Annotated in this window: 22 protein-coding genes; 12 read left to right on the top strand and 10 right to left on the bottom strand. The window is 62.8% G+C overall.

The window, feature by feature from the left end:
• Positions 1–21 precede the first annotated feature (21 nt).
• The gene (gene arcA / locus ABH939_RS04805) at positions 22–1,239 is read left to right on the top strand and encodes an arginine deiminase (RefSeq protein WP_003946210.1); all 1,218 of its coding nucleotides are present in this window, start codon (positions 22–24) and stop codon (positions 1,237–1,239) included.
• Between the two features lie 13 nt (positions 1,240–1,252).
• Here arcA and arsC read toward each other — a convergent pair whose 3' ends face one another.
• Positions 1,253–1,606, bottom strand: coding sequence for an arsenate reductase (glutaredoxin) (arsC, locus tag ABH939_RS04810; RefSeq protein WP_003946209.1), 354 nt, complete (start codon positions 1,604–1,606; stop codon positions 1,253–1,255).
• Between the two features lie 94 nt (positions 1,607–1,700).
• On the opposite strand from arsC, the gene ABH939_RS04815 reads away from it, so the two are divergent.
• The 4 genes from ABH939_RS04815 to ABH939_RS04830 all read left to right on the top strand — a co-directional run bounded on the left by ABH939_RS04815 (position 1,701) and on the right by ABH939_RS04830 (position 4,985).
• A complete protein-coding gene (locus ABH939_RS04815; protein ID WP_003946268.1) occupies positions 1,701–2,384 on the top strand; it encodes an SDR family oxidoreductase in 684 nt (227 codons plus the stop codon).
• A 42-nt stretch (positions 2,385–2,426) separates the two neighbouring features.
• Complete coding sequence (locus tag ABH939_RS04820) at positions 2,427–2,786, top strand: GntR family transcriptional regulator (RefSeq protein ID WP_003946225.1); 360 nt, start codon at positions 2,427–2,429, stop codon at positions 2,784–2,786.
• A 48-nt stretch (positions 2,787–2,834) separates the two neighbouring features.
• Positions 2,835–3,266, top strand: a complete 432-nt coding sequence (locus ABH939_RS04825; protein ID WP_003946228.1) for a DoxX family protein — start codon at positions 2,835–2,837, stop codon at positions 3,264–3,266.
• A gap of 84 nt (positions 3,267–3,350) precedes the next feature.
• On the top strand, positions 3,351–4,985 hold the full coding sequence (locus ABH939_RS04830) for a BCCT family transporter (protein WP_003946258.1): 1,635 nt from the start codon (positions 3,351–3,353) through the stop codon (positions 4,983–4,985).
• Positions 4,986–5,056: 71 nt separating this feature from the next.
• Here the strand turns inward: ABH939_RS04830 and ABH939_RS04835 are convergent, their stop codons facing one another.
• Complete coding sequence (locus ABH939_RS04835; RefSeq protein WP_003946230.1) at positions 5,057–6,565, bottom strand: dolichyl-phosphate-mannose--protein mannosyltransferase; 1,509 nt, start codon at positions 6,563–6,565, stop codon at positions 5,057–5,059.
• A 74-nt stretch (positions 6,566–6,639) separates the two neighbouring features.
• Between ABH939_RS04835 and rsmI the strand changes: the two genes are divergently transcribed.
• Complete coding sequence (gene rsmI / locus ABH939_RS04840; protein ID WP_003946264.1) at positions 6,640–7,470, top strand: 16S rRNA (cytidine(1402)-2'-O)-methyltransferase; 831 nt, start codon at positions 6,640–6,642, stop codon at positions 7,468–7,470.
• Here the strand turns inward: rsmI and ABH939_RS04845 are convergent.
• Both ABH939_RS04845 and metG read right to left on the bottom strand, forming a co-directional pair.
• Positions 7,467–8,714: a DUF2786 domain-containing protein gene (locus tag ABH939_RS04845; RefSeq protein ID WP_232329897.1), complete on the bottom strand. Its 1,248-nt coding sequence runs from the start codon at positions 8,712–8,714 to the stop codon at positions 7,467–7,469. The two genes, rsmI and ABH939_RS04845, sit on opposite strands and share 4 nt — an antisense overlap.
• A gap of 81 nt (positions 8,715–8,795) precedes the next feature.
• Positions 8,796–10,394, bottom strand: a complete 1,599-nt coding sequence (metG, locus tag ABH939_RS04850) for a methionine--tRNA ligase (protein WP_003946248.1) — start codon at positions 10,392–10,394, stop codon at positions 8,796–8,798.
• 21 nt (positions 10,395–10,415) lie between these two features.
• On the opposite strand from metG, the gene ABH939_RS04855 reads away from it, so the two are divergent.
• A complete protein-coding gene (locus ABH939_RS04855) occupies positions 10,416–11,243 on the top strand; it encodes a TatD family hydrolase (RefSeq protein WP_030536315.1) in 828 nt (275 codons plus the stop codon).
• A gap of 76 nt (positions 11,244–11,319) precedes the next feature.
• Entirely contained in the window at positions 11,320–11,709 is a 390-nt protein-coding gene (locus ABH939_RS04860) for a DUF6578 domain-containing protein (protein ID WP_165639595.1), read from the top strand.
• 36 nt (positions 11,710–11,745) lie between these two features.
• Here ABH939_RS04860 and ABH939_RS04865 read toward each other — a convergent pair whose 3' ends face one another.
• Both ABH939_RS04865 and ABH939_RS04870 read right to left on the bottom strand, forming a co-directional pair.
• Positions 11,746–12,513 carry an amino acid ABC transporter ATP-binding protein gene (locus tag ABH939_RS04865; RefSeq protein ID WP_003946239.1) on the bottom strand — a complete coding sequence of 256 codons (768 nt, stop codon included), beginning with the start codon at positions 12,511–12,513 and terminating at the stop codon, positions 11,746–11,748.
• Complete coding sequence (locus ABH939_RS04870; RefSeq protein WP_003946214.1) at positions 12,510–13,958, bottom strand: amino acid ABC transporter substrate-binding protein/permease; 1,449 nt, start codon at positions 13,956–13,958, stop codon at positions 12,510–12,512. The genes ABH939_RS04865 and ABH939_RS04870 overlap by 4 nt, the downstream gene beginning before the upstream one ends.
• A gap of 236 nt (positions 13,959–14,194) precedes the next feature.
• Here ABH939_RS04870 and ABH939_RS04875 point away from each other — a divergent pair, with 236 nt between their 5' ends.
• Genes ABH939_RS04875 through rsmA form a run of 3 tightly spaced genes read left to right on the top strand, consistent with a single transcriptional unit; the run spans position 14,195 to position 17,387 of the window.
• Positions 14,195–15,319, top strand: coding sequence for a resuscitation-promoting factor (locus ABH939_RS04875; protein ID WP_063316774.1), 1,125 nt, complete (start codon positions 14,195–14,197; stop codon positions 15,317–15,319).
• 31 nt (positions 15,320–15,350) lie between these two features.
• Positions 15,351–16,478, top strand: coding sequence for a resuscitation-promoting factor (locus tag ABH939_RS04880; protein ID WP_064074037.1), 1,128 nt, complete (start codon positions 15,351–15,353; stop codon positions 16,476–16,478).
• A 9-nt stretch (positions 16,479–16,487) separates the two neighbouring features.
• Positions 16,488–17,387 carry a 16S rRNA (adenine(1518)-N(6)/adenine(1519)-N(6))-dimethyltransferase RsmA gene (rsmA, locus tag ABH939_RS04885; RefSeq protein ID WP_003946263.1) on the top strand — a complete coding sequence of 300 codons (900 nt, stop codon included), beginning with the start codon at positions 16,488–16,490 and terminating at the stop codon, positions 17,385–17,387.
• Positions 17,388–17,445: 58 nt separating this feature from the next.
• On the opposite strand, the gene ABH939_RS04890 is transcribed toward rsmA, so the two are convergent.
• Genes ABH939_RS04890 through ABH939_RS04900 form a run of 3 tightly spaced genes read right to left on the bottom strand, consistent with a single transcriptional unit; the run spans position 17,446 to position 20,838 of the window.
• Positions 17,446–19,707 (bottom strand): cation-translocating P-type ATPase, encoded by a 2,262-nt coding sequence (locus ABH939_RS04890; protein ID WP_003946240.1) that lies wholly within the window; start codon positions 19,705–19,707, stop codon positions 17,446–17,448.
• A complete protein-coding gene (locus tag ABH939_RS04895; protein ID WP_054188799.1) occupies positions 19,707–20,621 on the bottom strand; it encodes a hypothetical protein in 915 nt (304 codons plus the stop codon). The genes ABH939_RS04890 and ABH939_RS04895 overlap by 1 nt, the downstream gene beginning before the upstream one ends.
• 7 nt (positions 20,622–20,628) lie before the next feature.
• Positions 20,629–20,838: a heavy-metal-associated domain-containing protein gene (locus ABH939_RS04900; RefSeq protein WP_003946267.1), complete on the bottom strand. Its 210-nt coding sequence runs from the start codon at positions 20,836–20,838 to the stop codon at positions 20,629–20,631.
• A gap of 314 nt (positions 20,839–21,152) precedes the next feature.
• Here ABH939_RS04900 and ABH939_RS04905 point away from each other — a divergent pair, with 314 nt between their 5' ends.
• Positions 21,153–21,356, top strand: coding sequence for a cold-shock protein (locus ABH939_RS04905; RefSeq protein ID WP_003946232.1), 204 nt, complete (start codon positions 21,153–21,155; stop codon positions 21,354–21,356).
• Between the two features lie 96 nt (positions 21,357–21,452).
• Here the strand turns inward: ABH939_RS04905 and ABH939_RS04910 are convergent, their stop codons facing one another.
• Entirely contained in the window at positions 21,453–22,421 is a 969-nt protein-coding gene (locus tag ABH939_RS04910) for a YafY family protein (RefSeq protein WP_030536310.1), read from the bottom strand.
• Between the last annotated feature and the right edge of the window lie 74 nt (positions 22,422–22,495).

Here is a 22,495-nt window from a genome sequence, read left to right on the forward strand (position 1 = left end):
CTACGGGATTAGTGTTCACTCATGAACGCTTCTGGCTCCGTCCCCCTCGGTGTCGATTCCGAGGTGGGCCGATTGCGATCGGTCATTCTTCATCGTCCTGGCGACGAGTTGAAACGATTGACTCCGCGCAACAACGACGAGCTGCTGTTCGACGCGTTGCCGTGGGTGGACCGCGCGCAGGAAGAACACGATCAGTTTGCGACCGTCCTTCGTGAGCGCGGCGTCGAGGTACTGCTTTTGTCCGATCTCCTCACCGAGGCGCTCGAGGTCAGTGGCGCAGCGAGGATCCAGGGAATCGCGGCCGCCGTCGACGCACGCAAGATCGGCCACGCGCTCGGGCAACACCTGGCCGCCTACCTGCGAAAGGTGGAGCCGAAGGAGCTTTCGTCGATCCTTACTGCAGGAATGACGTTCGACGAATTGCCGATCGATGCCGACTCGACCTCGTTGGTGCGCAGGATGCATCACGGCGGTGACTTCGTGATCGACCCGTTGCCCAACTTGCTCTTCACCCGTGATTCGTCGTTCTGGGTCGGGCCACGGGTCATCATCACGTCCTTGGCGTTGTCAGCGCGAGCTCGCGAATCCTCGATAACGGATCTCGTCTACGCGCATCACCCTCGATTCAAAGGCGTGCGCCGCGCGTACGAGTCGCACACGGCTCCTGTCGAGGGAGGTGACGTGCTGCTTCTCGCGCCGGGGGTGATCGCAATCGGTGTCGGTGAACGTACGTCACCCGCCGGAGCAGAAGCATTGGCGCGTAGCGTGTTCGACGACGGCCTCGCCCACACGGTGTTGGTTGTTCCGATCGAGCAACGCCGAGCGTCGATGCATCTCGACACGGTCTGCACCATGGTCGAGGCCGACGCGGTCGTCATGTATCCGGCCATTCAGGACACCCTGGCGGCGTTCACTCTGCGCAAGGAAGACGACGGGGTGAGTATTCGCGGTGCGACGCCGTTCCTCGAAGCGGCGGCCGACGCCATGGGAATCGGAAAACTGCGTGTGATCGACACCGGACTCGACACGGTGACTGCCGAGCGTGAGCAGTGGGACGACGGAAACAACACCCTCGCCGTCGAGCCTGGCGTCGTCGTCGCTTACGAGCGCAACGTCGAAACGAACGCCAGGCTGGAGGCCTCGGGTATCGAGGTTTTGCGAATCGCGGGTTCGGAACTGGGGTCCGGCCGAGGTGGTCCTCGGTGCATGTCCTGCCCGATCGCCCGCGATCCGCTGTAAGCCGTCGACGCTGTCAGAGAATTTCTTCCACCTTGGCTGCAGGCCGCGCGAGGACGGTGCCTTTGTCGGTGACCACGAACGGGCGTTCGATCAGAATCGGGTGCTCGATCATCGCGTCGAGGATCTCGGATTCGGATGCATCGGCGAGCCCGAGTTCCTTGTACTGCGTTTCGCGCTTGCGAACGGCTTGGCTGGGCTCGAGGCCGGCGTCGGCGAGGAGTTTTTCCAGCTCGGATCGGGTAGGCGGAGTATCGAGGTACTTCACAATGGTCGGTTCGATGCCGGCGTCGCGGATAAGTCCGAGAACAGTCCGCGACGTGTTGCACCGTTGATTGTGGAAGATGGTTGCAGATGCCATGTCCGTCATTCTGCCTCTGTGTCCGAACTCGTGGGACAAACAGGGGAACAACGGACACCTCCGGCGCGCTGCACTTGAAGTACCGACTTGTGAGGAGAAAACGATGACGGAACATCGAAGTGTGGACGAACGGCGCGTGGTCATTGCCGGTGGGCACGGCAAGATCGCGCAGCACCTGACGTACCTGCTGGCAGGACATGGTGATCGGCCGGTAGCGTTGATCCGCAACTCCGCGCACGAGGGTGCGGTCCGCACACTCGGCGCGTTCCCCGTGGTGATCGATCTGGAATCCTCCACGGTCGAGGAAGTTGCGAAGGTACTCGACGGTGCCGACGTCGCGGTCTTCGCCGCGGGCGCCGGACCTGGTAGCTCGATCGAGCGGAAGGACTCCGTAGACCGAGCTGCGGCGGTGCTGTTGGCCGATGCCGCCGAGAAAGCGGGAGTGCGTCGGTTCATACAGATCAGCGCCATGGGTGCTGGTGACGAAATACCGGAGAACACCGACGAGGTTTTTGCCGCCTACCTGCGGGCGAAGACTGCAGCAGAGGAAGACCTGAAGACAAGGACTTCGCTGGATTGGACGATTCTTCGGCCAGGCCTTCTGACAGACGACGACCCCACCGGTGAAGTCCTTCTTGCAGAGCCACCCGTCGATCGAGGCTCTGTGCCTCGTGCAGATGTCGCCGCAGTGATCGAAGCGCTCATCGACGCGCCGTCCAGTGTCGGCAAGATATTGGTTCTGACCTCCGGCCCGCATACGATCCGCGAAGCGATCGAGGGTTTGTGAGAGAGAAGATGCTGTGACCGAGAAGATACGACGAGGGTGACGATGAAGATCGCTATCGAACACGATTCCTCCACAGCTCCGTACGACCAACTGCGGCAACAGATTATCGAGCAGGTTCACGGCGGCGGATTGATTGCGGGAACCAAGATCCCGACGGTGCGTGCATTGGCCTCGGAGCTGGGATTGGCGGCCAACACCGTCGCGAAGGCTTATCGCGCGCTCAGCGATCAGGGCGTGATCGAGACGAGGGGAAAGCAAGGGACGTTCATCGCTTCGGGGACCGATCCGGTGCAGGCGCAGGCGGAGCAGGCGGCGACCGCGTTTGCGCATAAGGTCCGCTCGCTCGGGTACTCCGACACTGAGATCGTCGCCATGGTGGAGTCGGCATTGAGAGGTGCGTGACACATTGATTAAGTTGACGCTTCAACTTAAAGCTGTCAGTCTTGGCTCATGAATTCGTCGATTGCTCGTGACCTCGGACTCCTCATCGCCCGTGTCGGCCTCGGGATCATCTTCATCGCCCACGGTTGGCAGAAGTTCTTCACCTACAAGATCGCCGGAACGCAGGCCGCATTCGAAGGGATGGGCGCCCCGCTCCCCAAGATTTCTGCAGTTCTGGCAGCATCCATCGAACTCGGTGGCGGCATCCTGCTCATCGCGGGTCTGCTGACCCCGCTCGTCGGCGCACTGCTGTTCCTCGACATGGTCGGCGCGTTCTTCATCGTGCACGCCGACAAGGGCGTCTTCATAGACAACGGCGGCTATGAACTCGTCGTCGCACTCGGTGTCGGTTCGCTCTTGATCGCTGTTATCGGCGCAGGACGCATCAGCATCGACGGATTGATCGGCAAGGGCAACGGTTGGGTTAAAACCCCAGCTTGATCGGGGTGAGAAGGCGGGTTCAACGGCTGTTGAGCCCGCCTTCCAGCTTGCTTTTGGCCCACAAAGTGACGAACGTAGTCATCTATGGTGACGAAATCTGATCGATCCGAACAAGATTCCGGGGCCAACGAAGAGCGCCCGGAGACGGGCTTTACTCGGGTAGGCGTTCGGACCGACTACGTGGTGTTTTCCGTGGCGGCCGCAGCGGTGCTGGCTATTGTCGTGTGGGGTCTCGTAGCTCCCGACAACCTGAACTCGGTAACCGGAAGTGTTCTCGGCTGGTTGGTGACGAACATCGGCTGGCTCTTCGTACTCGCAGCTTCGGCTTTCGTGCTGTTTTCCATCTACCTCGCTGTCAGTCGATTCGGCGACATTCCGCTGGGCAAAGACGGTGAGAAGCCCGAGTTCCGAACCGTCAGCTGGATCGCCATGATGTTCAGCGCCGGCATGGGCATCGGCCTGATGTTCTTCGGTGTCGCGGAACCGCTTGCGCACTACGTGACTCCGCCTCCCGGCACCGACGGTGGCGTCGGAACTGCCATGGCTACCACCATGTTTCACTGGGGTCTTCATCCTTGGGCGATGTATGCCGTTGTGGGCCTTGCCATTGCGTACGGGTCGTATCGCCGAGGACGCAAGCAACTGTTCAGTTCGGCCTTCATCCCGTTGCTCGGTCGCAAAGCCGAAGGGCCGATCGGCAAGGTCATCGACATCCTGGCAATCTTTGCGACGCTTTTCGGCACCGCAGCATCTTTGGGGCTCGGCGCACTTCAGATCGGCTCCGGTTTCGAGGTAGTCGGCTGGATGGAAGAAGCCGGCGTATTCCTGCTCGTGGCCATCGTTGCGGTGCTGACCCTGGCGTTCGTCGCTTCGGCAGTTTCCGGTGTGGCCAAGGGAATTCAGTGGCTCTCCAACATCAACATGGTGCTCGCGCTGATCTTGGCCCTGTTCGTGTTCGTTCTCGGGCCGACCGTACTGATTCTCAATCTGCTCCCGACGACCATTGGTGCATACGTTTCCGACCTCGCCCAGATGTCGGCCCGCACGGGTGCATCGTCGAATCCTGAAACCGGCGCGTGGCTTTCGTCGTGGACGATCTTCTACTGGGCATGGTGGGTGTCGTGGACGCCGTTCGTCGGCATGTTCCTGGCCCGCATCAGCCGCGGCCGCACGATCCGCCAGTTCATCGTCGGCGTCATCGCCGTTCCCACGACTGTCAGCTTGCTCTGGTTCGCGATCTTCGGCGGCGCAGGCATCGGCGAGGAACGCGACGGAATCGGCTTGTCCGGCCGAGGCTCGGAAGAGGCTCAACTGTTCGGCATGCTCGACAATCTGCCGTTGGCCGGAGTGACGACTGTCCTCGTCATGCTGCTCGTCGCAGTGTTCTTCGTCTCCGGCGCCGACGCTGCGTCGATGGTGATGGGGACGCTCTCGCAGCGCGGAACGCTCGAACCGAGTCGCTGGGTCGTGGTGTTCTGGGGCATGTTGACCGGTGGCGTCGCGGCGCTTCTGCTGTGGACCGGTGGTTCCGAAGCGCTCGACGGCTTGCAGACCATGACGATCATCGCTGCGGCGCCGTTCGTGCTGGTCATGATCGGACTGTGCTTCTCGCTGTACAAGGATCTTTCGCACGACCCGATCATCATTGCGGCGAAGGAGCAGAAACGTGCTCTCCTACGCCCGCGCCGAGGACGCCGTGTGGGTAAGTCAGTGGAGTAGGACTTGAGCGGAGTAGGACTTGAACTGTGAAGGGGCACCGAACTGCGGTTCGGTGCCCCTTTGTCGTCCGGTTATTTCCAGCTGGGCAACCACAGATGGTTCTGCCACGATTCCGGCGTGATCGGCATGGCGGTGAGTATCGGCCAGAGGTAGACGAAGTTGGCCACGACCAGACCGATGTACAGACTGACTGCCAGAAGTCCGGTGGTACGACGCTCGACGGACGCGCTCGCCTTGCCCAGTACATCGCCGAGGACCAGCGCAAATCCCATGACCATGAACGGGGCGAGTGCAACTGCGTAGAAGTAGTACATCTGGCGGTCGAGCGTCGCGAACCACGGGAGGTAAGCGGCACCGTAGCCCGTCAGGACCACGGCGTATCGCCAGTCCCTGCGCACGAACGTCTGCCAGATCGCCCACGCCAACATCGGTAGGGCCAGCCACCACATCGCCGGTGTGCCGATCAGCATCACGGCCTTGACGCAGCTGGCGGCCCCGCAACCGGTGACCTGCTCGCCGTCGGCGTAGTAGTAGAGCATCGGTCGTAGCCCCATCGGCCACGTCCACGGTTTCGACTCCCACGGGTGGTGGTTTCCGGCGGAGTTGGTCAGACCGGCGTGGAACTGGAGAACGTTGCCGCTGTAGTACCAGAGTGAGCGCAGCGCGGAGGGAATGAAGCTCCATGTGCCGCCCTCACCGATCTCGTTACCGACGGCGTGACGGTCGACGCCGGTCTCGCTGGTGAACCAGGCCCAGTAGCTCGCGAGGTACACACCGAGCGGAATGATCACCAACGCATACAGAGCCGGCCCGATGTCGCGAACTGCAGTGCCGACCCATGGGCGCTGCACGCGGTAGGCGCGGCGCGCTGACAGGTCGAAGGCAACACTGAGCAATCCGAAGAACAGAATGAAGTACATGCCGGACCACTTGGTTCCGCAGGCCAGGCCGAGCAGGATGCCGGCGCCGAACCTCCACCACCGGAAACCCAGCCGCGGACCCCAGGCAGAGTCGCCGATTCGGCCCTCTTCGTATACCTTCGCCATCCGTTCGCGGACTTGGTCGCGATCGACCACCAGGCATCCGAGAGCAGCGAGGACGAAGAAAGCCAGGAAGATGTCGAGCATCCCCAGGCGTGAGGAGACGAAGGTGACGCCGTCGACGATGAGCAGGATTCCGGCAATCGCGCCGATCAGCGTGGAGCGCGTCATGCGGCGCACGATCCGGATGATCAGCAAGACCATCAGTGTCCCGACCAGGGCCGACGAGAATCGCCACCCCCAACCGTTGTAACCGAAGAGTGCTTCGCCGATCGCGATCATCTGCTTACCGATGGGCGGGTGTACCACCAATCCGTAACCGGGATTGTCTTCGATGCCGCCACCGGTCAGAACTTGCCAGCCCTGCGGAACGTAGTGCTTCTCGTCGAAGACAGGTGTGCCGGCGTCGGTCGGGTAGGCGAGCATCGTGAAGCGTGTGATCGCCGCGATAGCGGTGACGAAAGCGGTGACGATCCAGCCGCGCAATCTGTCGGTCGGGCCGAAATCAGGATCCGGTACCAGCGGGCCGGGACTACGCATTACCCGATCGCTCGTGGCGGGCGTTGGCCGCTCGTCCGTCTGCACAGTCACCTGGCAATCGTAGGCTGTCAGGTATGACTGGTCGCTTGGTACTCGCCGCAACACCCATGGGAGATGTCGGTGACGCGTCTCCGCGTCTTCGGTCTGCTCTCGCAACCGCCGACGTCGTTGCTGCGGAGGACACACGACGCACCAAGTCTCTGGCGTCCGCGCTCGAGGTAACCATCACCGGGAAGATCGTCAGTTTCTACGATCAGGTCGAGATTTCCCGGCTGCCCGCGCTGGTCGCCGACGTCGCCGAAGGCAAGACCGTCCTGCTGGTCACGGACGCGGGCATGCCGTCGGTCAGCGATCCCGGATATCGCCTTGTCGCCGCCTGCGTAGCCGAGAACCTCGCCGTCACGTGCTTGCCCGGTCCGTCGGCGGTGACGACGGCGCTGGCACTCTCCGGATTGCCCGTCGAGCGGTTCTGCTTCGACGGGTTCCCGCCGCGTAAGCAGGGGCAGCGCAAGACGTGGCTCTCTGCCTTGGCAACCGAGCAGCGAGCGTGTGTGTTCTTCGAAGCGCCTCATCGCCTTGCCGACTGCCTCGCAGATGCGGTGGAAGTGCTCGGGCCGAATCGCCGCGCGGCTGTGTGCCGGGAATTGACCAAGACCTACGAGGAAGTGAAGCGCGGCACTCTCGGGGAGTTAGCTGCTTGGGCCGCCGAGGGCGTTCGCGGTGAGATCACGGTGGTGCTCGAAGGCGCAGTGCTGGTGGCATCTGATCCTGCCGATCTGGTCGACGAGGTGGAAAGGCTGGTCGAGGGGGGAGCACGATTGAAGGACGCGTGTGCTCTGGTCGCAACGGCCGGAGTCTCCAAGCGTGAGTTGTACGAGACGGTCCTGGCTGCGCGCAAGGACTAGCGGGAGCGGTTCACGGCGGGTGTGCCGGGACGCAGGTTGGCGTCGTCGGCTGCAGCCTGGCCGGCGTGCCAGCCTTCGGCGTCCACGGACCGTCCGCGAGTCTTACGGGTTGTCGGGAACAATCGATCGAATTCGGCGTCGACGGCCTCGGATGTGGTGGCGAGGATCGGCAGAAGATCCGCGACGTCCATCGATGCCGCGTCGGCCGCTTCGGCGGTGGCTTTGGTGCCGGCGTCACGCAGGCGGTGTCCGATGCGGCTGGCGAACCCGGCCAGGAATCCCTTGCGGAACGAGGTGGTGCGTGAGCCGCCACGATTGCTCGAGTCGGCGAATTGCATTGCACGGGTTGCCTGTACGAGCAGGGAAGTGAACAGCATGTCGACTTGCTGAAGGTCGACCGGAGTGCCGACGACGGTCGCGAGTGCAATGTCGCTGAACCAGACAGTCCTGACTCGATTCGATTCGCCGATCTCGGTCAGGAGGTGAACCTTTTCCTTCACGTACGGGTTCTCGATGTGAATGCGTCGGGCATTGACGGATGTGTCGGTGACCCCGGCGCGACTGTGGAGCAGTGCGGAGTCGATGGCGTACCGGGTCATCAACTCCTGGGCCTTCGCGGTGAAAATCTCGGCTTCTTCCGCGAAGTTGGTTGCTTCCGCTTTGGCGAGTAGTCCACGAATTCGCTTGAGTACCTTGGCGTCGACCTCGGTATCGCCGACGCCGGCATAGCTGGTATCGGTGCGTTGCGACGGCCAGGTGGATGGTGGCGCGAGCAACACCGTCCACTGAGGTAGGCGCATCCACGATCGCGCGACGTCGACGATCTGCGAAACGAGGAAGTAGGGATCCTGGAACAGAAGGCCGGCCGCGAGGGAGCGAAAAACGTCGTCGTCCACGGTGATTCGAGAAGCGATGTGCCGAGACTTCGGATACTGCTCGCCGATCGTCTGCAACTGCCCCACCCATTCGAGCGGAGCGCGATCGGAGGCGCGCGACGCCTTCGCGTCGAACAGGATGGTGGTGGCGGCGAGATCGGCGTCGGACGCTTCTTTACTTCGACGCGCCAGGTGAATCAGATCCGCCGGCTGCCATCCGCGGTCGTACGCCGCGGACAGTTCGGAAACGAGATCTCGCACCGCGGAAACGGATTGAGGGCTGACCTCCTGAGTGGACACCCGTGCTCCGTTCCATGGCAGTGTCTGCGCCGAAGCGCTGGTTCGAATGTATGTTCTATTCGTGGTCATGGCTGGAGTGTGCACGTCGGGTCCGACACATCCGCCGGTAGGCGGATATTTCGGACCCCACGTGCGGCACTCTCGCTTAGCTCATTCCTCGACGAAGCGGGGGAAAACTGGCGCCGGAGCAGGCAGTTTCCGGTTCGCGTCGATGCGAACCGCAATGTCGGCGAACTGCCGGTTCTCTTCGCTCTGGCCAAGCAGATCGAGGATGCGTGACGCCGCGTCGGGCATCACCGGCTGAACGAGAAGCCCGACGATACGGACCACTTCGAGCGTCACGTACAGAACCGTCGCCATGCGTGCCGGATCCGTCTTGCGCAGAACCCACGGTTCCTGCTTGGAGAAGTACCGGTTGGTCTCGCCGAGAACGCCCCAGATGGCTTCCAGTGCGAGATGCAGCGCCTGCACGTCGAACTCGCTGCGGCACTTGGCAAGCAGGGCATCCGCCGACGCCAGCATCGCCAGGTCGTCCTCGGTGAACTCGCCGGGGGTCGGTACCTGGGCATCGCAGTTCTTCGCGACCATCGTCAGTGAACGCTGCGCGAGGTTGCCCAGTTCATTGGACAGGTCTGCATTCATACGCGTCACGATTGCTTCGTGGCTGTAGCTGCCGTCCTGGCCGTACGAGATCTCGCGGAGCAGGAAGAAGCGGACCGCGTCTAGGCCGTACTGATCGACCATCGCGATGGGGTCGACGACGTTGCCGACCGACTTCGACATCTTCTCGCCCTTGTTGTACAAGAACCCGTGGACGAAGACCCGCTCTGGCAGTTCGATGCCGGCAGACATGAGGAACGCCGGCCAGTACACGGTATGGAAACGCGTGATGTCCTTGCCGATGATGTGCAGGCTCGCGGGCCAGAACTTCTCGAACTCCGCCGAGTCGACGTTCGGGTAACCCACGCCGGTCAGGTAGTTGGTGAGGGCGTCGACCCAGACGTACATGACGTGGTCGGGGTCTCCGGGAACCTCGACGCCCCAGTCGAACGTGGTGCGCGAGATCGACAGGTCCTTGAGGCCGCCCTTGACGAAGCTGACGATCTCGTTGCGACGAGTCGCGGGGGCAATGAACTCGGGATGCTCTTCGTACAGAGCAAGCAAACGGTCCTCGTAGGCCGAGAGACGGAAGGTGTAGTTGGACTCCTCGGTCCACTCCACCGGAGTGCCGGTCTCCGTCGACTGACGGGTGCCGTCGTCCAGAAGCGTGGTCTCGGCTTCGGTGTAGAAGGCCTCGTCACGAACCGAATACCACCCCGAGTACGTGTCGAGGTAGATGTCGCCCGATGCAGCCATCTTTTCCCAGATCGCCTTGCTGGCGACCTGATGGTCGGCGTCGGTGGTGCGGATGAAGCGGTCGTACGAGATGTTCAGGACCTTGTCGAGGTTCTGGAACACGTCGGAGTTCCGAGCCGCGAGTTCGCGGACGTCGATGCCCTCTTTGATCGCTGTCTGCTGCATCTTCAGACCGTGCTCGTCGGTGCCGGTCATGAAGAACACTTCATGACCGTCCAACCGCTTGAAGCGGGCGAGCGCGTCCGAGGAGATGTACTCGTACGCGTGGCCGATGTGCGGAGCGCCGTTGGGATACGCGATCGCTGTCGTGATGTAGAACGGCGATCGTTCCGCGCCTTCCGGGGCAGCGGAGTCCGGGCGCGGGGTCTGGGAGGGTGAGGCAGGCACAGTCATGGTGGGCTTACTCTATCGGGCGTGAGCAAAGACCGTCCCGCCCCCGATGCCCCTGAGCCCTTGTCGCCTCTGATCGACGCACATACGCACCTCGACGCCTGTGGTGCGCACGACGCTGCGACCGTGGCCGAAATTGTCGATCGGGCCGAAGCCGTCGGCGTCGGACGGGTCGTCACGGTGGCCGACGACCTTGATGCCGCACGCTTTGCCGTCGACGCTGCGAACTGGGATTCGAGGGTTTACGCAGCCGTCGCAATCCATCCGACCAGGGCGAACGTCCTCGATGTCGACACCAGAGCCGAGATAGAACGGTTGGCGTCCGATCCGCGGGTCGTCGCGGTGGGGGAGACCGGGCTGGATCTCTACTGGCCAGGCAAGCTCGAAGGGTGCGCCACCATCGAGGAGCAGGTCGACGGTTTCCGGTGGCACATCGACCTCGCGAAGCGTCTCGGCAAGACGCTGATGATTCACAATCGCGAAGCCGATGAGGACCTGCTGCGGGTGCTGCACGAGGAAGGCGCGCCGGAGACCGTGGTGTTCCATTGCTTCTCCTCGGATTCGGAGATGGCCCGTGCGTGCATCGACGCGGGCTACGTGTTGAGTTTCTCGGGAACCGTGAGTTTCAAGAATGCGAAGGCGCTGCGTGAGGCCGCGCTGTTGGTGCCGTCGGATCAACTGATCGTCGAGACGGATGCGCCGTTCTTGACGCCGCACCCGTTCCGCGGTGCGCCCAACGAGTCGTACTGCCTGCCGTACACAGTGCGCGCGCTCGCAGACATCCGCGGTGAGGATCCGCAGGCGCTGGCAGCAGCGTCCACGGCGACAGCGGAGCGCGTCTACAAGCTCTGACGCTATGGTGGTCTGACAGGTAACTCCGCGCCCGGGACGGTCGTGTCCCGGTTCGTCTACTGCGCGGAGTATTCAGATGAATGACTACAACGTGGTCACAGTCCGCATCGAAACGTGGGAATTCGAGTGCTGTGCACCGTTGCCGGTGGTCGGCGAAAAATCTGCGTGGGCTTTGCACCCCACACGTGAGTCGCTGTGGTTCGACGGGACGGTTCATGGAGGAATCTATCCCGACGACGTGGAACCTACGGCCGGGATCGTTCTCTCGATCCGACTCGAGCGCGGCGAGTTTGTCGAACAAGAACCCAGGCACTGGGTATTGGTACCTGGGAGCACCGATCACGTTCGAGTCGAGAAGGTCCCACGGTCTTTTCGCGGCATGTCGTCGCTGGTTGCCGGTCGTCGTGGCTGGATGGAGACGGCCGTTGTCGTCGAATTGGCCACCACCCGTGCGCCTTTCCGGTAGTCCCCACTACCAAAAAGGCGCACAGGGGGCTTGCCCCTAGAGAACCTTCGCCAGGAAGTCCTGGGTGCGCTGCTGCTGGGGGTTGCCGAACAGACTCTCCGGCTTACCTTCTTCGACGATGTATCCGTCGGCCATGAAGATGACTCGGTCGGAAACCTCACGGGCGAAGCCCATCTCGTGGGTCACGACGACCATGGTCATGCCCTGCTTGGCGAGGTCGCGCAGCACCTGCAGAACCTCACCCACCATTTCGGGGTCGAGGGCGCTGGTGGCCTCGTCGAAGAGCATGATGTCCGGACTCATCGCGAGTGCGCGGGCGATGGCAACGCGCTGCTTCTGCCCACCGGACAGGCTGGCGGGCTTGGCATCTGCCTTCTCCGCGAGGCCGACCTGGCCGAGCAGTTTGACGGCGATCTCGCGAGCCTGCTCCTTGGTCGATCGCCCGGTCTGCACCGGAGCGAGCATCACGTTTTCGACGACGCTCATGTGGGGGAACAGGTTGAAGTGCTGGAACACCATCCCGATGTGCTGGCGCACCTTGTCGATGTCGACATCCTTGTTCGTGAGGTCGAACTGGTCGACGCGCACGGATCCGGCGGTGATGTCTTCGAGGCGGTTGAGGCAACGCAGGAAGGTCGACTTGCCGGAACCGGAAGGCCCGATGACGCAGACCACTTCACCGCTCTTGATGTCGACGTCCAGGCCCTTGAGGACCTCGTTGTCGCCGAACGACTTCTTCAGTCCCTTGACCGAAATCTTGACCTCGGTGGCGGACTTGCCCATGTTGACGGCTGTTTCGGTCACTTGTTGATCCTCTTCTCGAGGCGGTTCGACAGCTTGGTGAGCGCCATGATGATGATGAAGTACATGACGCCGATGATCAGCCACATGTTGAACGACTGGAAGTTGCGCGCGATGATGATGCGCCCTGTCTGAGTGAGCTCGGCGAGTCCGATGACCGACAGGATCGACGTGTCCTTGAGGGTGATCACGAACTGGTTGATGTACGACGGGATCATCGTGCGAATTGCCTGCGGCATGATGACTTTTCGCATCGACTTCATGTAGCTGATGCCCAGGCTTCGTGACGCCTCCATCTGTCCCTTGTCGACGGACAGGATGCCGCCGCGGACGATTTCAGCCATGTACGCGCCGGCGTTGAGCGAGAGCGTGATGATGCCTGCGGTGAAGGCGGACATCTGGAAATGCAGGGCTGCCGGGATGCCGAAGTAGATGAAGAATGCCTGCACCAACAGCGGTGTGCCGCGGAAGATGTCGACGTAGGTTGTGCCTATACCTCGGACGAACATGTTGGTGGACACGCGGCAGAGACCGAAGATCGCGCCTAGGACCAGAGCGATCGCGATCGAGACGACGGAGAGAACGATCGTCAACCACAGGCCCTTGAGAAGCTGCGGGTAGGTGCTCTTGATCAAGCCGATGATGGAGTTGTCCGACGTCGACGCGCCCTGACCGAGGTAGGTCGAGACGATTTCGTCGTACTGGCCGTCGTCGCGCAGGTTCTGCAGTCCGGCGTTGAACATCTGGAGCAGTTCGGCGTTCTGGCCCTTGTTGACTGCGAAGCCGTAGCTCGCGCCCACCTCTTTTTCGGTGACCGTCTTGAGGCCGTTGCCCTGTGTGATGCCGTAGGCGAGGACGGGGTAGTCGTCGAAGACTGCGACGGAGTTCCCGGTGCGGACCTCGTCGTACATGCTGGCGGAGTCGGCGAAATAGACTGTGGTGAAGCCGTATTGGTCCTTGATGGACTCGGCGAAGCTGGCGCCCTCGGTGCCGTTCTTGACGGCGACGCGCTTGCCCCTCAGATCCTCGTACGACTTCACGTCGTTGTCGGTCTCGAGGACCGCCATCTGCACGCCCGACTCGAAGTACGGGTCGGAGAAGTCGAACACCTGCTTGCGGGCGTCGGTGATGGACATGCCCGCGATGACGCCGTCCGCCTGCCCGGCCTGCACGGCCTGAAGGGCCGCGTCGAAGCCGAGCTGCTTGATGTCGACCTTGAAGCCTTGGTCCTCGGCGATCGCATTGAGCAGGTCGATGTCGATGCCGACGAGTTTGCCGTCTTCGTTCTCGAATTCGAACGGGGCGAATGTCAGATCGGTGGCGATCGTGTAGGTGCGGCCGGGTTGCGCGCTCGCGATTCCGGGGGCGAACAGCGCTGCGATCAGCGCCAGCAGGATGGCCAGGATCGGCCACCTGGCATTACGTGGTCTGTCGAATCTTCTTCGCACTATCGCCCAGCTTTCTTCTGTCGCGCCCGGGATCGCCGGACTGCTTTGAACCAGACGAGAACATACTGCGCCCAGAGCTGAATCGATACACGGGTATCGGAGCCGGAAAGTGTAGAACACACGACACGCCGTTGCCGTTCCGTGACAAAAGTCGCATTTCGTTGTGATTTGGTTGCCGATACAACGCTCGGTCGTTACCGTATTGTGATCGAACGTCGTCTGCCTTGGGATTTCCTGTGTCGCCTTTTGCCAAGATCAACTCCACGAAGTCACCACTTCTCTATTCAGTGGTGGGTGCGTTGCTTCTGACGCTCATCGTCGGGGGTGCGCTCGCCGTGGTTCGGCACAAGACGATCACCCTCGACGTCGACGGCGACATGATTTCGCTGTCCACGATGTCGAGCAGCGTCGGTACCGCTCTCGAGGACGCCGGATACCCGGTCGATCCCAAGGACGCGCTCGCACCCAGTGCCGATTCCTCCCTGTCCGATGGCGATACCGTCGTACTACGCCGTGCCCGTGAGTTGGCTCTGACCGTCGACGGTCAGCCGACCACCATCTGGACCACCGCATTGACGGTCGACGAGGCATTGAAGCAGGTAGATGTTTCCGACGACTTCGCAGTCTCGGCTTCGCGCTCGCATCGTCTGCCGCTCGAACGGACCGAGCTCGACGTCGTCAGCCCGAAGACCGTCAGCGTCAGCGACGGTGGCGCTCCCGCGGCGGAGGTCAAGCTCGCCGCCGTGACCGTCGGCGATCTTCTCGCGGCCAAGAATACGCCGCTCGAGCAGGCCGACTCGGTGGTTCCCACCGCCGAGACACCCGTTACCAACGGCCTGACCATCCAGGTCACTCGCGACCGCACGGACACTCGCGTCGAGACGCAGCCGATCGCGCCGCCGGAGAACAAGGTCGAGGATCCCGAGCTGGAGAAGGACAAGACCGTCGTCGAGAACCCGGGTGTTCCGGGTGAGCGCACGGCCACCGTCGAGGTCAAGACCGTCAACGGCGTCGAGGCCGGACGAACCGAACTGTCCGCGACCGTGATCAAGGAACCGGTCGCAGCAGTGGTGAAGGTCGGTACCAAGCAGGCTTCCGCTCCCGCTGTGTCCAACGCGTCGACGTGGGATGCCATTGCTCAGTGCGAGGCGACCGGAAACTGGGCCATCAACACCGGCAACGGTTTCTACGGAGGACTTCAGTTCACCCAGAGCACCTGGGAAGCATTCGGCGGCGGTCAGTACGCAGCTCGCGCCGACCTCGCATCACGTGAACAGCAGATCGCGATCGGCGAGAAGGTCCGCGCCGGTCAGGGCTGGGGTGCTTGGCCGTCCTGCACCAGCAAATTGGGCCTGCGCTGACGCGCTCACACCTCACAGAACACAGGAACCGATGTCACCGTTCGCCAAAATCAACTCGACCAGGTCGCCGTTGTTGTACTCGGCGATCGCCGCTCTTCTCCTGACGGTTCTCGTGGGTGGTGTTCTGGCCGTCGTCCGGCACAAGACCATCACTCTCGATGTCGACGGTGAGCAGATTCGCCTGAGCACCATGTCGACCAACGTCGACGGCGCTCTCGAGGACGCGGGTTACCCGATCGGTGACAAGGATGCAGTTGCTCCCGCGGCCGACGCTTCGCTGTCCGACGGCGACACCGTGGTGCTCCGTCGTGCCCGTGAGATCACGCTGACGGTCGACGGTCAGCCGCAGAAGCTCTGGACCACAGCCTTGACCGTCGACGACGCGTTGAAGCAGTTGGACGTCGCGGCGGATGTGCACGTGTCGGCTTCGCGCTCGCAGCGTCTTCCGCTGGACGGCGCCGCGCTCGACGTGCTGACACCGGTCGTCGCAAAACTGGTCGACGGCGCAAACGCGGCAGCAGACGTGCGTATCGCGGCGCCGACGGTCGGGGAGTTCCTTACCGCCAACGGCACTCCGCTCGAGCAGTCGGACACGGTGGTTCCCGCCGCCGACGCTCCACTGACCGAGGGCCTGGAGGTCACGGTGACGCGCAACCGCACCGAGAGCAAGGTCGAGACCTTGCCGCTCGATCCGCCGGATCAGCGCATCGAGGATCCGACGATGAACCAGAGCCGCACGATCGTCGAGAACCCGGGCGTGCCCGGCGTGCGTGACGTGACGTTCGCCGTGAATCTCGTCAACGGTGTCGAAGCCGGACGTACCCAGGTCGCGGAGACGATCACCACACCGGCGCAGCCGAAGGTCGTGCGTGTCGGAACGAAGCCGGGCACCGAGGTGCCGCCCGTGGAGAACGGTTCGACGTGGGATGCGCTCGCACAGTGCGAGGCCACCGGTAACTGGGCCATCAACACCGGCAACGGTTTCTACGGCGGCGTGCAGTTCGATCAGAACACCTGGGAACGACAGGGCGGGTTGAAGTATGCGCCCCGCGCCGACCTCGCCACCCGTGAAGAACAGATCGCGATTGCGACACAGACCCAGCGCACTCAGGGCTGGGGCGCATGGCCGTCGTGCTCGGGTCGCCTCGGACTGGGATAAGTTCTACTGGTGTCAGACGCCGAACAATCGAACGAACCCATCGCTACTCCGCGCGGGCAGGCAGCCCTGCTCGGTCCGGTCGAGGTGCGCGCTCTTGCCGAGGAATTCGGTGTCCGGCCCACGAAACAGTTGGGGCAGAACTTCGTTCACGACGCCAATACCGTGAGGCGCATCGTCACCACGGCAGGCGTGACACGTGACGACGTCGTTCTCGAGGTAGGGCCTGGTCTCGGTTCGCTGACGATGGCGCTGATGGACGTGGTCGATCGGGTCATCGCGGTCGAGATCGATCCCAACCTCGCGGCTCGCCTGCCGAAGACGGTGGCCGAGCGAGCGCCGGAACTGGCCGATCGCCTGACCGTCGTCGAAGCCGACGCGATGCGTGTGCTGCCTTCGCAGATTCCCGGCGAGCCGACCGCGCTTGTCGCGAACCTGCCGTACAACGTCGCGGTGCCGGTGCTGTTGCACCTGTTCGCGTCGCTTCCGAGTCTGCGGACCGCACTCGTGATGGTGCAAGCCGAGGTTGCCGACCGCCTGGCGGCTGATCCGGGAAGCAAGATCTACGGCGTTCCCAGCGTCAAGGCCAACTTCTTCGGCGAGGTTCGCCGCGCCGGTGCCGTCGGACGCAACGTGTTCTGGCCGGTGCCGAAGGTGGAATCAGGTCTGGTTCGTATCGACCGGTATGCGGAGCCGCCGTGGCCGATGGACGAGAAGCACCGCAAGCAGGTTTTTGCGGCGATCGACGCCGCATTCGCGCAGCGCCGCAAGACTTTGCGTGCCGCGCTCAGCGGTTGGGCAGGTTCGCCTGCCGAGGCCGAACGACGGCTCCTCGCTGCCGGCATCGAGCCACAGACGCGTGGTGAGATGCTCGACGCAGCAGCCTTCGTTCGGCTGGCTGGAGGCGAATAGCCCCGTGCGCGGTTAAGGAGTGCAGGGACTCCCTAACCGCGCACAGGGGCTTGCCCCCTTATTTGAACCGCCGCAACCTCAGGCTGTTGCTCACCACGAACACACTGCTGAATGCCATTGCGGCACCGGCGAGCATCGGGTTGAGCAGGCCGGCCGCAGCCAGCGGGATCGCAGCCGTGTTGTAGGCGAATGCCCAGAACAGGTTGCCCTTGATGGTCTTGAGCGTCTTGCGGGACAGTCGAATTGCATCGGCTGCCGACCGCAGGTCACCTCGCACCAGAGTGATGTCGCTGGCCTCGATCGCAACGTCAGTACCCGTGCCCATCGCCAGGCCGAGATCGGCCTGAGCCAGGGCTGCCGCGTCGTTCACGCCGTCGCCGACCATGGCCACGACGCGTCCTTCCGCTTGCAGTTTCTTGACGGCGTCGACCTTGTCCGCAGGCATGACCTCGGCGAAGACGGTGCTGATCCCGACCTGATCCGCGACAGTGCGAGCAACGGTGGCGTTGTCACCGGTCAGCAGAACCGGTTCGAGGCCGAGTGCTTTCAACTGCGCGATTGCTTCGGCGCTCGTGTCCTTGACCGCGTCGGCGATCACGAGGATGCCGTGCGCCTTGCCGTCCCAGCCCACCGCGATTGCGGTGCGCCCGGCCTTCTCTGCTGCAGCCTTCGCCTCGCGGAGATTTTCCGGCAACGGCATCGACCAGTCGGCGAGCAGCGCGTCTCGGCCCGCGACGACGGCGTGACCGTCGACCATTCCCTGCACGCCGCGCCCGGCGACGTTCACGAAATCCTCGACCGTAGGCAATTCGCCCACGGCTTCGGTCGCACCCTTCGCGATCGCTGCGGCGATGGGGTGCTCGGAGCGATGTTCGAGTGCGCCGGCCAGCCGAAGGACCTCGTCGACGGTTGTTCCTTCGCCCACCACGGTGTCCAGCAATGTCATCTGACCGGTGGTGACGGTTCCCGTCTTGTCGAGCACGACGGTGTCGACTGCGCGCGTCGATTCGAGCACCTCGGGTCCCTTGATGAGGATTCCCATCTGGGCTCCGCGGCCCGTGCCCACCAACAGAGCTGTGGGCGTTGCCAATCCGAGAGCACAGGGGCACGCGATGATCAGCACGGCGACCGCAGCGGTGAACGCCATCTCGATGGGGTTGCCGGTACCGAGCCAGTAGCCCAGTGTCGCAACGGCAATCGCGATGACGACCGGCACGAAGATACCGGCGATCCGATCGGCGAGGCGCTGAACTTCGGCCTTGCCGTTCTGTGCGTCTTCGACCAGTGCCGCCATCTGGGCGAGTTGGGTGTCGCTCCCGACCCGGGTGGCCTCGACGGTCAAGGTTCCACCGACGTTAACGGTGGCGCCGACGACAGTGTCCCCGACACCGACTTCCTCCGGCACGGATTCGCCGGTCAACATGCTCATGTCGACGGCTGAGCGGCCCTCGGTGATGATGCCGTCGGTGGCGATCTTCTCGCCGGGCCGGACGATGAAGGAGTCGCCCGCTGCCAGTTCTTCGGCGGGGATTCGTACTTCGACGCCGTTGCGCAATACCGCGACGTCTTTCGCACCGAGTTCCATGAGTGCGCGTAGTGCGGCGCCGGACGTGCGCTTGGACTTGTGCTCGAAGTAGCGTCCGGCCAGCACGAACGTGATGACGCCCGCGGCAACTTCGAGGTAGATGTTGGCGCTGCCGTCCATCCGGTCGACCGTCAGCCGGAAGGCGTGCTTCATACCGGCTTCGCCCGCAGTGCCGAAGAACAGTGCGTAGAGCGACCAGACGAAGGCCGAGATGGTGCCCAGCGAAATTAGCGTGTCCATCGTGGCCGCGCCGTGACGCAGGTTCACCCAGGCAGCCCGGTGGAAGGGGAGGGCCGCCCACACGATGACCGGTGCGGCCAGTGTGAGGGAGAGCCATTGCCAGTTGTCGAACTGCAGCGCAGGAATCATCGCCATAGCGATGACCGGCACAGAGAGAAGAGTCGAGATGATCAGGCGAGTACGGAGCTCGCGCAGATCACGATCCTGCGGGGTTTCCGCATCCGGGTCGACGGTGTCCGGCGCGCTGGGCGGCTTGGGGAGCGCGGCGGAATAACCGGCGTTCTCGACGGCAGTGACCAGATCTTCGACGGGTACCCCGTCCGGGAAGGTGACCTTGGCCTTCTCCGTCGCGTAGTTGACGGTGGCTGTGACGCCGTCGATCTTGTTGAGCTTCTTCTCGATTCGTGACGCGCAGGAGGCGCAGGTCATCCCGGTGATCGCGAGTTCGACGCTGCTCGAGTTGGCAGCATTGTCGACCGCAGTCGGTGACGTCATCAGTGCCCTCCCTCGTGATTGTCTGGAACTGAAGCTGTGGAAATGCCTGCATCAACAGTGAATTCGGCGGTCCGAACCACGCCCTCGTGCTGGAAGTCGAGGAACAGCCGGTATGTGCCTTCGCTCGGTGCCTGTGCGTGGAAGGAAATGTCCGGACCAGGAGCTGTGACGCCGTCGCCTGGCTCGCCTTCGGGGTGCACGTGCAGGTAGGCGAGGTCGCCGGTGCGCAGGGCAACGAGGTGACCGAAGGCACCGAGGTACGGATCGAGATCGGTGACCGGGGCTCCGTCGCGAGCAACGCTCAGCGTGATCGGGCCGCCGGCAGTGGTCAGATCACCGTCGAGAGTCACGGTGTATCCGTCGACGGTTGCGGTCGCGCTCTTCGCAGGTAGCGGCGCAGGAGTGAATTCGCCTGCCACGTCGAAGTTTCGGCCGAGTGTCAGTTGGGTGCCGTCGGTGGGATCGAAGTCCGCGAAGACTCGGTAGGTGCCGGCGGCGGGCCAGGCCCAGTCGATCGACCAGGTGCCGTCTGCAGCGAGGGACGGATGTACGTGGCGGAATTCGCTGGTGTCGTTTCGGACGACAATGAGGTGGAGTTTCTTCTCGTGCAGGAGGTCGAAATCGACGACGGGCGTGTTGGTGTCGTCGAGAATCCGGAAGGTCAAGGTTCCCGGCTCCCCAGCTCGACCGGGTGCGGTCACATCGGTGAGTGTGTATCCGCCGGAAGAGACTTCGAGTCCTGCAGGTGTTGCCGAATCCATGCCTGGCATCGATTCTGTGGTTGATTCGTGGGTGCTGTGCTGGGTGGTGGACATGTCTATCGGGCTTCCGATTGCGGCCCCCACGCCGAGGGCGGCGCCGAAGACGGCGACCAGCCCTACGGCGTAGGCGGCAAGTGTTGTCGAGGTGCGCACGGCTGACTCAGCTTGGTACGACTGCGTAGCCGGCTTCGTCGACTGCTGCGACGACGTCGGCTGCGGAGACGGGAGCATCGCTGGTGACAACGACGCGTCCGCTCGCCAGTTCGACATCCACCGCGGTTACTCCCGCGATGTTGCCGATCTCTTCCTTGACGGATCCGACGCAGTGTCCGCAGGTCATTCCGGAAACGGTGTATTCGGCGGTGGTCATCGCAGATCCCTTCGGTTGTGGAAAGCTTATTTTACGGATACCCGGTGTAGGTATCGCTCTGAAATCGAAGGTACCCCCAGGGGGTATGCCTGTCAACGGGCTGGGCAGTGATGAAGGCCTCAGGGAAGACAACACAGCGGATGTGTGGTCTACTTGTGGTGGTCGTAAGTGTTTGTGTTTGTGTTTCCACGCTCGCAAATGGTTAGGTTGCGAGCGTTTGGACATCCTCCACGGATTTGTCTCAGAACGGTCGTAGTAAGTGACCCGGGCGGTCGAAGCGACTGCCTGTTGACACTGTGTTAGAGGAGATTTACATGGCAGAGGGCATCGTGAAGTGGTTCAACTCCGAGAAGGGGTTCGGCTTCATCGCTCCCGAAGACGGCAGTGCTGACGTCTTCGTTCACTACTCCGAGATCCAGAGTGGCGGCTTCCGCACTCTCGAGGAGAACCAGCGCGTGGCGTTCGAGATCGGTCAGGGCAACAAGGGCCCGCAGGCCACCGGCGTTACCATCGTCTAAGACGTCCATGTGAGTCGGGCAACCGACGCATGACGTACTGACAAGACCCCAACTCTTCGGAGTTGGGGTCTTGTTGTATTTGGGTGAAAAACGCTGTCATGCATCGAGATACCGCTGAGTGGCGACCGCCGTCTCCGCCGCGATCGTGCGGCATTCCTCGCGGAGTTCAGGTGGATTCACAACGGTGAAATCGACGTCGAAAGCTCTGAGCCAGTGTGCGATCGATCGCAGAGAAGTGCCCGAAAGCACTATGACGCAACGCCCTTCGTCGGTGGACTCCACCGATCCCCACTGTTCGCTGACCATGGGTGCTATCTGCTCGATGGGTGCATGCAGTAGAACTGTTGCGCGCGTGGAGGAATAGGCCCGAGCGACACCGCGGGAAACGAAGTCTGCTGCACCACCGGCGGGTAGTTCCCGCGGCACGAATCGTGGGCCGGTGGGGATCTTGGGTTCCATTCTGTCTACGCGAAATGATCGCCAGTCTTCGCGAGCGAGATCCCATGCCACCAGATACCACCGGACACCCGACCGTACGAGCCGGTACGGTTCCACCTCGCGCCGGCTCTGGGTGCCGTCGTGAGTGCTGTAGTCGAATCGCAGGCGTTCGTGGTTGTGGCACACCGACGCGATGGCGGACAAGACCGACGCATCGACTGCGCTCGCGGCGGGCTCGCGTGGCACGACGTCGATCGACAGCGACTCCAGACGGTGTCGCAGCCTCGACGGCATGATCTGCCGCAGCTTCGCCAGCGCGCGCATCGAGGCCTCGCCGATGCCGACCACAGAGCCGGTCGCTCCGGACTGCAGTGAAAGTGCCACCGCGAGCACTTCTTCGTCATCGAGCTGTAGCGGGGGCATCTCCGCGCCCGCTCCCAGGCGATATCCGCCACCGACTCCGACTGTCGCGTCGACCGGGTAGCCGAGATCGCGGAGGCGGTCCACGTCACGTCTGACTGTGCGCGGGGTGATCGCGAGTTTGTCCGCGAGTTCGGCACCGGACCAGTCTCGACGCGTCTGGAGCAGTGACAGCAACCGCAGTAGGCGAGCCGATGTCTCCTTCATGGCCAGAAGTCTGCCAAACATTTAGGACCCAATGCGTCCTCAATTGAATTTAGGTTGGTCCACATCCGATCAGT

The organism is Rhodococcus sp. 27YEA6 (assembly GCF_044908235.1).
GTDB classification, from domain to species: Bacteria; Actinomycetota; Actinomycetes; order Mycobacteriales; family Mycobacteriaceae; genus Rhodococcus_F; species Rhodococcus_F qingshengii.

Excerpts from the sequence above, each read along its gene's own strand:
- arcA (WP_003946210.1), top strand. The coding sequence starts at position 22 with ATGAACGCTTCTGGCTCCGTCCCCCTCGGTGTCGATTCCGAGGTGGGC.
- arsC (WP_003946209.1), bottom strand. The coding sequence starts at position 1,606 with ATGACGGACATGGCATCTGCAACCATCTTCCACAATCAACGGTGCAAC.
- ABH939_RS04815 (WP_003946268.1), top strand. The coding sequence starts at position 1,701 with ATGACGGAACATCGAAGTGTGGACGAACGGCGCGTGGTCATTGCCGGT.
- ABH939_RS04820 (WP_003946225.1), top strand. The coding sequence starts at position 2,427 with ATGAAGATCGCTATCGAACACGATTCCTCCACAGCTCCGTACGACCAA.
- ABH939_RS04825 (WP_003946228.1), top strand. The coding sequence starts at position 2,835 with ATGAATTCGTCGATTGCTCGTGACCTCGGACTCCTCATCGCCCGTGTC.
- ABH939_RS04830 (WP_003946258.1), top strand. The coding sequence starts at position 3,351 with ATGGTGACGAAATCTGATCGATCCGAACAAGATTCCGGGGCCAACGAA.
- ABH939_RS04835 (WP_003946230.1), bottom strand. The coding sequence starts at position 6,565 with ATGCGTAGTCCCGGCCCGCTGGTACCGGATCCTGATTTCGGCCCGACC.
- rsmI (WP_003946264.1), top strand. The coding sequence starts at position 6,640 with ATGACTGGTCGCTTGGTACTCGCCGCAACACCCATGGGAGATGTCGGT.
- ABH939_RS04845 (WP_232329897.1), bottom strand. The coding sequence starts at position 8,714 with ATGACCACGAATAGAACATACATTCGAACCAGCGCTTCGGCGCAGACA.
- metG (WP_003946248.1), bottom strand. The coding sequence starts at position 10,394 with ATGACTGTGCCTGCCTCACCCTCCCAGACCCCGCGCCCGGACTCCGCT.
- ABH939_RS04860 (WP_165639595.1), top strand. The coding sequence starts at position 11,320 with ATGAATGACTACAACGTGGTCACAGTCCGCATCGAAACGTGGGAATTC.
- ABH939_RS04880 (WP_064074037.1), top strand. The coding sequence starts at position 15,351 with ATGTCACCGTTCGCCAAAATCAACTCGACCAGGTCGCCGTTGTTGTAC.
- ABH939_RS04890 (WP_003946240.1), bottom strand. The coding sequence starts at position 19,707 with ATGACGTCACCGACTGCGGTCGACAATGCTGCCAACTCGAGCAGCGTC.
- ABH939_RS04900 (WP_003946267.1), bottom strand. The coding sequence starts at position 20,838 with ATGACCACCGCCGAATACACCGTTTCCGGAATGACCTGCGGACACTGC.
- ABH939_RS04905 (WP_003946232.1), top strand. The coding sequence starts at position 21,153 with ATGGCAGAGGGCATCGTGAAGTGGTTCAACTCCGAGAAGGGGTTCGGC.
- ABH939_RS04910 (WP_030536310.1), bottom strand. The coding sequence starts at position 22,421 with ATGAAGGAGACATCGGCTCGCCTACTGCGGTTGCTGTCACTGCTCCAG.